The sequence below is a fragment of the Streptomyces sp. 11-1-2 genome, assembly GCF_003595545.1.
Lineage (GTDB): Bacteria > Actinomycetota > Actinomycetes > Streptomycetales > Streptomycetaceae > Streptomyces > Streptomyces hygroscopicus_B.
Window position 1 is genome coordinate 10,178,942 of the sequence record NZ_CP022545.1, and the last position, 11,718, is coordinate 10,190,659.

At 73.0% G+C, this 11,718-nt stretch carries 1 protein-coding gene; it reads right to left on the reverse strand.

Annotated elements, in window-relative coordinates; genetic code table 11:
- Positions 1 to 8 precede the first annotated feature (8 nt).
- On the reverse strand, positions 9 to 11,693 hold the full coding sequence (locus tag CGL27_RS43720; RefSeq protein ID WP_276147898.1) for a type I polyketide synthase: 11,685 nt from the start codon (positions 11,691 to 11,693) through the stop codon (positions 9 to 11).
- Between the last annotated feature and the right edge of the window lie 25 nt (positions 11,694 to 11,718).

Consider the following 11,718-nt stretch of genomic DNA (forward strand, 5'->3'; position numbering starts at 1 on the left):
GCTTTGTCTCACCTCTCCGTGCTCTGGTCGTCGTGTTCCGCCGCTTCCCGGGCCGCCACGTGTGTGTCCGTGGTGGCCGCGTCCAGCGCGAGCTGTTCCTGGAGGTGCTCGGCGGCCATCGACGGGGTTGGGTAGTCGAACAGCATCGCCGCGGCGAGCTGGAGGCCGGTGGCCGCGTTGAGGCGGTTGCGCAGTTCCACCGCGGTCAGCGAGTCGAACCCGATCTCGAAGAGGGCGTCGTCCGGCCCCACCGCGTCCGGGGTGGGGTGGCCGAGGACGGCCGCGGCTTCGGCGCGGACAAGCGCGGTGAGGCGCTGGTGCCGCTGGGTCGGGTCGAGGGCGGCCAGCTGCTCGGCCAGGGACGGGGCGTCGTCCTCGGGCTGGGCTGTGGTGTGGGCGGTGGGGCGGTGGTGGCCGCGTATGAGGGTGCGCAGCAGGGGCGGGAGGGTGCGCGGGCCGGTGTTGTTCTGGAGGGCGGCGAGGTCGAGTTCGAGGGGGACGAGATGGGGGTGGCGGGTGGCGAGCGCGGTGTCGAGGAGCCGCATGCCGTCGGCGTCGGTCAGGGGAACGACGCCGCTGTCGCGGGTGCGTTGCTGCTGGGTGGCGGTCATGCCGGCGGTGAGGCTGCTGGTGGTTTCCCATAGGCCCCAGGCGAGGGAGGTGGCGGGGAGTCCGGCGGCGTGGCGCTGGTGGGCGAGGGCGTCGGCGTAGGTGTTGGCGGCGGCGTAGTTGGCCTGGCCGGGGGTGCCGAGGGTGCCGGTGGCGGAGGAGTAGATGACGAAGGCGGTCAGGTCGTGGTCGCGGGTGAGGTCGTGGAGATGGGTGAGGGCGTCCACCTTGGGGCGGAAGACGGTGTCGAGGCGCTGCGGGGTGAGGTCGGTGAGCAGGGCGTCGTCGAGGGTTCCGGCGGTGTGGATGACGGCGGTGAGGGGGTGGTCGGCGGGGATGTCGGCGAGGAGGGCGGCGAGTTGGTCGCGGTCGGCGGTGTCGCAGGCGGCGATGCGGACGGTGGCGCCGAGTTCGGTGAGCTCGGTGGCGAGGTCCGTGGCGCCGGGCGCGTCGGGGCCCTGGCGGCTGACCAGGAGGAGATGGCGTGCGTGATGGTGGGTGATGAGGTGGCGGGCGGTGAGGGCGCCGAGGGTGCCGGTGCCGCCGGTGATGAGAACGGTGCCCTCGGGGGCGAGGGTGAGGGGCTCGGGCGCGGTGGCGGGTGCGGGCGTCAGATGGGGGGTGTAGGCGGTGGCGTCGCGGAGGGCGAGTTGGGCCTCGGTGGTGGCGAGTGCGGTGGGCAGGGCCTGGTGGGAGTGGTCGTCGATGTCGATGAGCCGGATACGGCCGGGGTGCTCGGACTGGGCCGAGCGGACCAAGCCCCAGACGGCGGCCGCGGCCGGGTCGGTGACCTCGGCGGTGTCGTGGGCGGCCATGGCGCCGTGGGTGAGGACGACCAGGTGGGTGTCCGCGAGCTCGCGCCGGTCCACCCATTGCCGCAGCAGATCCAGGACCCGGGCACAGAGCGCGTGCGTACGGTCGATGGGTCCGGTCTTCTCCGGAACCCAGGCGGACACGTCGGCGACGAGCACGGCGGGCCGCTCTCCGGCCTCCGCGCTTTCCACGGCCTCCACAGCCGCGGAGAGATCGGGGTAGCTCGGCGGGGAATCCGGGAGCCGACTCTCCCCGAGGGTGGCCCACCGCGCTTCCGTGGCATCGAGCCCGCACTCGGCCCAGTCGACCGCCCACAGCGCATTGCCGCCCGATGCGGCGGACAGGGCGCGCAACTGGTCGGGTGTGGTCTCCCGGAGCTGGAGGGAGCCGATCGTGGCGACCGGTACGCCCTGCGGATCGGAGATCCGTACGCACAGCCCGTCCCCGTCGGACACCCTCGCCCGCACCCGCACGGTGGTTGCGCCCACGGCGTGGAGCTGCACATCGGTCCATGCGAACGGCAGCATCGTGGGCCGCTCACCATCGGACTGGAAGCAGAAGTTCCCGGCGTGCAGGGTGGCGTCCAGCAGCGCCGGGTGGATGCCGAACCGCCCGGCGACCCCGGTCTGCTCCTCCGGCACGGACACGTCGGCGAACACCTCGTCGTCCCGCTTCCACACCGCCCTCAGACCGCGGAAAGCCGGGCCGTACTCGTACCCGACCTCGGCCAGATGCTCGTAGAATCCCTCGAGGGCGACGGGCTCCGAGCCCTCGGGCGGCCACGGCTGAGCGGCCTCGGGCGGCGGGGCCGTGGCCCCTGCGGTCAGGGTGCCGGTAGCCCGTCCGGTCAGGGTGCCGGTGGCGTGCTCGGTCCACTGCCGTGTGCCCTCCGGGCGCGAGTAGACCCCCACCTTGCGGCGCCCGCGGTCCTCGCCACCGACGAGGACCTGGACGTGCAGAGTGCCCTCGTCCGGCACCGTCATCGGCCGGCTGATGACCAGCTCTTCCAGGGTGGAGGTGTCCGCCTCGTCCCCGGCGCGCACCGCCAGCTCGACCATCGCCGTACCCGGGAGCAGGACGGTGCCGGAGACGGCGTGGTCGGCCAGCCAGGGGTGGCTGCGCAGGGAGAGACGTCCGGTGAGCAGCACACCTCCGGTGTCGGGCACGCTCACCACGGCCCCGACCAGCGGATGGCCGGTGTCCTCCAGCCCCACGGCACGGACGTCGCCCGGACCGCCGCGGTCCAGCCAGAACGTCTCGTGCTCGAAGGGGTAGGTGGGGAGCGGGATTTGGGAGGGTTGTGATCCGGTGTACGCGGTGGGCCAGTCCATTGGTGTTCCCCTGGTGGACAGTTCGGCGAGGTTGGTGAGGAAGCGGGTGGGGGTGTCGTCGTCGCGGCGGAGGGTGCCGGTGATGGTGGTGTGGGGTGTGTTGGTGTTTTCGAGGGTTTCTTGGATGGCGGTCGTGAGGACGGGGTGGGGGCTGATTTCGATGAAGGTGCGGTAGCCCTGGTCGGCGAGGGTGGTGATGGTGGTGTGGAACTGCACGGTCTGGCGGAGGTTGCGGTACCAGTAGCTGTCGTCGACGGTGTTGGGTTCGATCCACTGTCCGGTGACGGTGGAGAGCCAGGGGATGGTGCCGGGCTCGGTCGTGGTGTGGGCCAGGGTCTGGTGGAGTTGGTTCTTGATGGTGTCGACGTGTCCGGTGTGGGAGGCGTAGTCGACGGGGATGATGCGGGCCCGGATGCCCTGGTCGGTGTAGTGGGCGTGGAGTTCGTGCAGGGCGTCGATGTCGCCTGCGATGACGGTGGCGTTGGGGCTGTTGTGTGCGGCGATCCAGAGCTTGCCGTGCCAGTTGGTGAGGTCGATGGTGTCGGCGGGAGCGGCGAGGGACATCATGCCGCCGTGTCCGGCGAGGTGATCGGCGATGATCTGGCTGCGCAGGGCGACGATTTTGGCGGCGTTGGTGAGGGTGAGGTGTCCGGCGACGCAGGCGGCGGCGATTTCGCCTTGGGAGTGGCCGATGACGGCGTCGGGGCGGATGCCCACGGATTGCCAGAGTGCGGCGAGGGAGACGACGACGGCGAAGGTGGCGGGCTGTACGACGTCGACACGCTCGAGCGAGGGAGCGTCGGGTGCATCGGTGATGACGTCGATGAGCGACCAGTCGGTGTACGGGGCCAGGGCCGCGGCGCACTCGCGCAGCCGGGCGGCGAAGACGGGGGAGGTCTTGAGGAGTTGGGCTCCCATGCCCACCCATTGGGCGCCTTGGCCAGGGAACACGAACACTGTTTTGCCGTGGGTGGTGGCGTGGCCGGTGGTGAGGCGGGGGTGGGGTTGTCCGGTCGCGAGGGCGGTGAGAGCAGCCGCCGCTTCGTCGCTATCGGCTTCGGTGTCGGTGATGACGACGGCGCGGTGGTCGTGGAGGGTGCGGGTGGTGGCGAGTGACCAGCCGATGTCCACTGGGTGTGCGTCCACGTCGGATTCCAGATGGTCCAGCAGGCGTCGGGCCTGAGCCCGCAGAGCTGCCGGGGTCTTGGCGGACAGCACCCAGGGGGCGGTTCCGCCGGTGGTGACCAGCCCAGGGGTGTCCGTGCCCTCGTCCGCCTTCGATGCGGGCTCGGGCTCGGGCTGAGGTGCTTGCTCCAGGATGAGATGGGCGTTGGTGCCGCTGACTCCGAAGGAGGAGATCCCGGCACGGCGGGGGTGGCCGGTCTCCGGCCAGGGGCGGGCATCGGTGAGCAGGCACACCGCACCGGACGTCCAGTCCACCTGGGTGGTGGGTTCGTTGATGTGCAAGGACCGCGGAAGCGTGCCCTGCCGTATCGCCAGCACCATCTTGATGACGCTGGCCACGCCTGCGGCCGCTTGGGCATGCCCGATGTTGGACTTCAGCGAACCGAGCCACAGCGGCTCGTCCCCCGGCCGGTCCTGGCCGTAAGTGGCCAGGAGCGCCTGGGCCTCGATGGGGTCGCCGAGGGCGGTGCCGGTGCCGTGGGCCTCGACCGCGTCCACGTCGGCCACCGTCAGCCCGGCGTTCGCCAGCGCCTGCCGTATCACTCGCTGCTGGGAGGGTCCGTTCGGCGCGGTGAGGCCGTTGCTCGCCCCGTCCTGGTTCACCGCCGTGCCACGGATCACGGCCAGCACCTCGTGGCCGTTGCGGCGGGCGTCGGACAGTCGTTCCAACAGCACCAGACCAACACCTTCGGACCAGTTGGTGCCGTCGGCGCCCTCGCCGAAGGACTTGCAGCGGCCGTCGGACGCGAGACCGCGCTGGCGCGAGAACTCGACGAAGGCGCCGGGCTGGCCCATGACGGCGACGCCGCCGGCGAGTGCCATCGTGCATTCGCCGGAGCGCAGGGCTTGCGCGGCGAGGTGCAGGGCCACCAGCGAGGAGGAGCACGCCGTGTCCACCGTGACCGCCGGACCGGTCAGGCCGAAGGTGTACGACACCCGGCCCGACGCCACGCTCGTCGCACCGCCTACCCCGAGATAGCCCTCCAAGCCTTCCGGCGCCGCGCCCGGGCCGGTGCCGTACCCCTGGCCACTGGCCCCGACGAAGACCCCGACCTCCTGCCCGCGCAGTGACGTGGGAACGATCCCGGAGCGTTCCAGGGTCTCCCACGCGGTCTCCAGCAGGACGCGCTGTTGCGGGTCCATCGACAGGGCCTCGCGTGGGGAGATGCCGAAGAAGGTGGCGTCGAATCCGCCCGCGTCGGTGAGGAAACCGCCCTCGCGTACGTAGGACTTGCCCTGGGCGTCCGGGTCGGAGTCGAAGAGCCCGGCCAGGTCCCAGCCCCGGTCCTGCGGGAACGGCCCGATCGCGTCGGTTCCGGTGGCGATCAGCCGCCACAGGTCCTCGGGGGTGCGGACGTCGCCGGGCAGGCGGCAGCCCATGCCGACCACGACGACCGGATCCTCGGCCCCGTCCGGAGCCGACCGGTCGCGCCGGGCCGGGCGGGGCGCCGCCTCGACCGCGCGCCCGCCCAGTTGATCCCGCAGGAACTCGGCGGTGGCCAAGGGGCTCGGGTGGTCGAAGACCAGCGTCGCGGGGAGCCGTAGCCCGGTGGCCGTGTTGAGGCGGTTGCGCAGCTCCACCGCGGTCAGCGAGTCGAACCCCATGTCGCGGAACGCCTGCTCCGGCCCGATCGGGTCGACCGTGGGGAACCCGAGCACCGAAGCGGCCTGTTCGCGGATCAACTCGATGAGCAGACGCTCCTGTTCGGCCGCCGACAGCCCGGCCAGCCGTTCGGCGAGGCCGCCCTCACCGGCCTTCGGCACCGGCCGGGCCGTACGCCGGGCCGGCCGGACCAGACCCCGCAGCAGCGGCGGCGGTTCCGCGGCCTCCGCACCGAGGGCGGCGATGTCCAACCGCAACGGCACCAGCAGGGACAGCCCGGACGCCACCGACCGGTCGAACAGGTCCAGGGCCTCCGCCGTGGACAGCCCGACGATGCCGCCGCGCCGTACCCGGTGCAGATCGCCGGAGCCGAGCCCGGCCGTCATGCCACTGGTCTGCGCCCACATGCCCCACGCCAGCGAGGTGGCGGGGAGCCCGTGCGCACGCCGCCACTGTGCGAGTCCGTCCAGATAGGCGTTGGCGGCGGAGTAGTTGCCCTGGCCGGGCCCGCCGAGGACTCCGGCGGCGGACGAGTACACCACGAACGCGGCCAGGTCGTGGTCGCGGGTGAGGTCGTGGAGATGGGTGACGGCGTCGGCCTTGGGGCGGAAGACGGTGTCGAGGCGGTCCGGGGTGAGTGCGGTCAGGATGCCGTCGTCGAGGGTCCCGGCCGTGTGGACCACGGCGGTGAGGGGGTGGTCGGCGGGGATGTCGGCGAGGAGCGCGGCGAGTTGGTCGCGGTCGGCGGTGTCGCAGGCGGTGATGCGGACGGTGGCGCCGAGTTCGGTGAGTTCGGTGGTCAGGTCTGTGGCGCCAGGTGCGTCCGGTCCCCGGCGGCTGACCAGCAGCAGATGGCGTGCGCCGTGCTGGGTGAGAAGGTGGCGGGCGATCGTGGCGCCGAGGGTGCCCGTGCCACCGGTGACCAGGACGGTGCCGTCCGGGTCCAGGGCGCGTGGCAGGGTGAGCACGATCTTGCCGGTATGCCGCCCCTGACTCATCCAGCGGAACGCCTCGGGGGCGCGGGTGATGTCCCACTGCCGTACCGGCAGCGGCTCGATCCGGCCCGCCTCGAACAGCTCCACCAACTGGTGCAGCAACTCCCGCACCCGCTCCGCGGGGGCCTCTCCGCCGAGGTCGAACGCCCGGTAGGTGACCTCCGGATGCCGCACCCCGACCTCGCCGGGCTCCCGCAGGTCGGTCTTCCCCATCTCCAGGAACCGGCCGCCGGGGTTGAGAAGTCCGAGAGAGGCGTCGATGTGCTCGCCGGTGAGGGAGTTGAGGACGACGTCGGCGGTGGGGAAGGTGTCGGCGTAGGCGAGGTCGCGGCTGGAGGCGAGCCGTTCGGCGGGAACGCCCAGCCGGTGGAGTGCGTGGTGCTTGGAGGGGTGGGCGGTGCCCAGGACGGTGGCGCCGAAGTGCTGTGCGAGCTGGACGGCGGCCATGCCCACACCGCCCGCGGCGGCGTGCACCAGGACCGTCTCGCCCGGCTGGACCCTCCCGAGGTCCTGCAACGCGTACAGCGCCGTCAGATAGGCCACCGGCACCCCGGCCGCCGTGCCGAACGACCAGCCCTCCGGCATCCGGATCACCGTGTGCGCGTCGGCGGTGGCCAGCGGTCCGAACGAGCCGGAGAACAGGCCCATCACCCGGTCGCCCACGGCCAGGCCCGTGACGCCCGGACCGATCTCGGTCACCACACCGGCGCCCTCCGTGCCGATCACCGACCGGCCCGGATACATGCCGAGAGCCACCAGGACATCCCGGAAGTTGAGCCCGGCGGCGCGGACCTCGATCCGCACCTGACCGGCCGCCGGCGGTGCGGGCTCGGCCTCGTCGGGCAGCAGCGCCAGACTGTCCAGGGTGCCGTACTGGGCCGAGTCCAGATGCCACGACGCCTGCGCGGGCACGCGCAGGCCGGGCTCGACCCGGGTCAGGCGTGGCACCCACACGGTGCCACCGCGCACCGCCAGTTGGGGCTCGTCCCCGGACCACACCCCGGCGGGCAGTTCCTCGCACGCTCCGTCGGCATCTACCAGGGCCACCCGCCCCGGGTGTTCGGCCTGGGCCGAGCGGACCAGGCCCCAGAGCGCGGTGGCGGCCGGGTCGGTGACCTCGGTGTCGTCATGGACCGCGACCGCGCCGCGGGTGACCACGGCGAGCCGCGTCCCGGCCATGGCGTCGTCGGCGACCCACCGCTGGATCTCCTCCAGCAGGCGGCCGGTGAGCCCCCGGGCCCGCGCGGTCGGCGGCCCGGTGAGGTCTTCGGCCCAGGCGCGCGTATCGGCCACGAGGACGTCGGGAAGCGCGCCCCCTGGGCCTCCGCCGTCCCCTGTGGCGCCGTAGCCCCCGGTTGCCCCGGTGGCCGACTCGCCGAGCGGGGCCCAGGAGACCGCGCCGTCCGGCAGCGAGGTCTCGCTCCAGCGGACCGTCCACAGCGCGTCGTCGGCCGTGCCGATCTTGAGCTGGGCCGGGTCCACCGCCCGCAGGGTGAGCGAGTCCACCGAGGCCACCGTCTGGCCCGAGCCGTCGGTCAGGCGTACCGAGAAGGCGTCGTCGCCGACCGGGCGGACATGCACCCGGACCGCGGACGCGCCGCCCGCGTGCAGACGCACGGTGTTCCAGGCGAACGGCAGCAGGGTCACCTGTCGCGCCGGGTCGGAGGGCAGACAGAAGCTGCCCGCGTGCAGTGCGGCGTCCAGCAGCGCCGGGTGGATGCCGAACCGCTCGGCCTCCGCGACGGACGCCTCCGGCAGCGCCACATCGCCGAAGATCTCACCGTCCCGGCGCCACGCGGCGACGAGCCCGCGGAACGCCGGTCCGTACGCGTATCCGGCGTCGACGAGCGAGCGGTAGAAGTCCTCCACGGGGATCGGCTCGGCTTCCGCGGGCGGCCACTCGACGGCGGCCCCGTCCGCGGCCCCGTCCAGCGGTGCCGGGCCCTGCGCCGCGAGCGTGCCGGTGGCGTGCTCGGTCCAGTCGGTGCCCCCGTCGGTACGGGAGTAGATCCGCACCGTACGCCGCCCGCCCTCGTCCGCGCCCACGACGACCTGGACACTGAGGGCGGTGTCGCCGGGCAGCACCATCGGCTGCCCGATCACCAGCTCCTCCAGCACCGGGGTGCCGGTCTCGTCCCCGGCGCGGACGGCCAGTTCCACCATGGCGGTGCCGGGCACCAGCACCGCCCCGGAGATGACGTGTTCGCCCAGCCAGGGCTGGGCCCGTACCGACAGCCGCCCGCTGAGCTGCACCCCGCCCGTCTCCGGGAGCTGCACCACCGCGCCCAGCAGCGGATGGCCCGCCTCGCCGAGCCCCACCGCGCCCACGTCGCCGGAGCCGGCGGCCCGCTCCAGCCAGTAGTGCTCGTGCTGGAAGGCGTACGTGGGAAGGGCGACGCGCCGGGCGCCGGACCCGGCGAACATCGCGTCCCAGTCCACCCGCACACCCCGTACGTACAGGCCGGCGAGCCCGGCCAGCACCGCGTGCGGCTCCTGGACGCCCGGACGCAGGGACGGCACGAACGCCGCGTCCGCCTCGGGCAGACAGTCCTGCCCCATCGCGGTCAGCACCCCGTCCGGGCCGAGTTCCAGATGGGTGCGCACGCCCTCGTCGGCCAGTGTGCGGACACCGTCGAGGAACCGCACCGCGCCACGTGCATGCCGTACCCAGTACTCGGGGGAGCACAGCTCCTCGGGATCGGCGACCGCGCCGGTGAGGTTCGACACCACGGGTATCCGGGGTGGCGCGTAGGCCAGCCGCGACGCCACCTCGCGGAACGCGTCCAGCATCCCGTCCATGTGGGGGGAGTGGAAGGCGTGCGAGACCACGAGCCGCTTGGTCTTGCGGCCCTGCCGCGCCAGCGTCTCCGCCACCGCCGTGACCACGTCCTCGTCACCGGAGACGACCACGGAGGCCGGGCCGTTGACCGCGGCGATGGAGACCTTGTGCTCCTTCCCCGCGAGCAGCGGCGCCACCTCGTCCTCGGCCGCCTCCACCGCCACCATCGCCCCGGTCGCGGTGAGTTGCTGCATCAGCCGCCCGCGCGCCCGCACCAATGTGCAGGCGTCCGGCAGGGACAGGACCCCGGCCACATGGGCCGCCGCCACTTCGCCGATCGAGTGGCCCAGCACATACGCGGGGCGCACTCCCCACGACTCCACGAGCCGGAACAGCGCCACCTCCAGCGCGAACAGCGCGGGCTGGGTGAACTCGGTCCGGTCCAGCAGCGCTGCCGTCGCCGACCCCTCCTCGGCGAAGACCACCTCGGCCAGCGAGACCTTGTCGTCCCCGTCGCGCAGGTCGCCGAACTGGGCGCACACGGCGTCGAAGGCCCGCGCGAACACCGGGTGGCCGCCGTGCAGTTCGCGGCCCATTCCGGCCCGCTGGCTGCCCTGCCCGGTGAACAGCACCGCCACCTTTCCGGAGGCCACGGACCCGGTGACCGCCGACCGGGCGGACGTGCCCGAGGCCACCGCCTCCAGCCCCGCGACGGCCTGCTCGGCATCGGCGCACAGTACGACCGCGCGGTGGTCCAGCCGGGTCCGGGTGGTGGCCAGTGACCAGCCCACGTCCCGCGGGCTGTCGGAGGGCGTGTCGCGCACCTGGGTCAGCAGCCGGGCGGCCTGGGCACGCAGCGCCTCCTGCGTATGGCCCGAGAGCAGCCACGGCACCACGTGGCCGGTGGCGACCGGGCCGGGGCCGGCGGACTCCGCCGAGCGTACGGGCGGTTCCTGATCGGCGGTGTTCTCCCCGGTCGCCTCGGCTTCCTCAGGGGCCTGTTCCAGGATGACATGGGCGTTCGTCCCGCTGACGCCGAAGGAGGAGATCCCGGCGCGGCGGGCGTGTCCGGTCTCCGGCCACGCCCGCGCCTCGGCGAGCAGGGACACCGCGCCCGACGTCCAGTTCACCTGGGAGGTGGGCTGTTCGGCGTGGAGGGTCTTCGGCAACCGGCCGTGGCGTAAGGCCATGACGGTCTTGATGACGCTGGCGATGCCCGCTGCGGCCTGCGCGTGGCCGATGTTGGACTTGAGGGAGCCGAGCCACAGCGGCCGGCCCTCCGGGCGGCTTTGGCCGTAGGTGGCGAGAACGGCCTGGGCTTCGATGGGGTCGCCGAGGGCGGTGCCGGTGCCGTGGGCCTCGACCGCGTCCACATCGGCCACCGTCAGCCCGGCGTTGGACAGGGCCTGGCGGATCACCCGCTCCTGGGAGGGGCCGTTGGGCGCGGTGAGTCCGTTGGAGGCGCCGTCCTGGTTGACCGCGGTGCCCCGGATCACGGCCAGCACTTCGTGGCCGTTGCGGCGGGCGTCCGACAGCCGCTCCAGCAGAACGAGCCCGACACCTTCGGACCAGGTGGTGCCGTCGGCACCCGCGCCGAAGGACTTGCAGCGCCCGTCGGGCGCCAGGCCACGCTGCCGGGAGAACTCGACGAAAGCGGTGGGCTGGCCCATCACGGCGACACCACCGGCCAGCGCCATGGAACATTCGCCGGACCGCAGCGCCTGCACGGCGAGATGGGCGGCCACCAGCGAGGACGAGCAGGCGGTGTCCACCGTCACGGCGGGACCGGTCAGCCCGAGCGTGTACGACACGCGCCCGGAGATGACACTGCCGGAAGCGCCGACCCCCAGATAGCCCTCCAGGCCCTTGGGCGCCTCACCCGGACCGCCGCCGTACCCCTGGCCGCTGCCCCCGGCGAACACCGCGATGTCCCGGCCCTCCACCGACCGCGGATCCATCCCCGCCCGCTCGAAGGTCTCCCACGCGGTCTCCAGCAGCAGCCGCTGCTGCGGGTCCAGCGACAGGGCCTCGCGCGGCGAGATGCCGAAGAAGGCGGCGTCGAATCCGCCCGCCCCCTCCAGGAACCCCGCCTCGCGTACGTAGGACTTGCCCACGGCGTCCGGATCGGAGTCGAACAGGGTCTCCAGGTCCCAGCCGCGATCCGTGGGGAACGGCCCGATCGCGTCCCGCCCCTCGTCCACCAGCTCCCACAGCGACTCCGGGTCGGTCACCCCACCCGGCAGCCGGCACGCCATCGCCACGATCGCCACCGGTTCGGTGGACTCGGCGATCAGCCGGTCGTTCTCCCGCTTCAGCCGCTCGGCGTCCATCAGCGAGGTACGCAGCGCCTTGACCAGGTCTTCCCGGGACGCAGCCATATGTACTCCTCTCCGCAACCGCGGC

Bases quoted from the DNA above. Each gene is read 5' to 3' on its own strand.
- CGL27_RS43720 (WP_276147898.1), bottom strand. From the start codon at position 11,693: ATGGCTGCGTCCCGGGAAGACCTGGTCAAGGCGCTGCGTACCTCGCTG.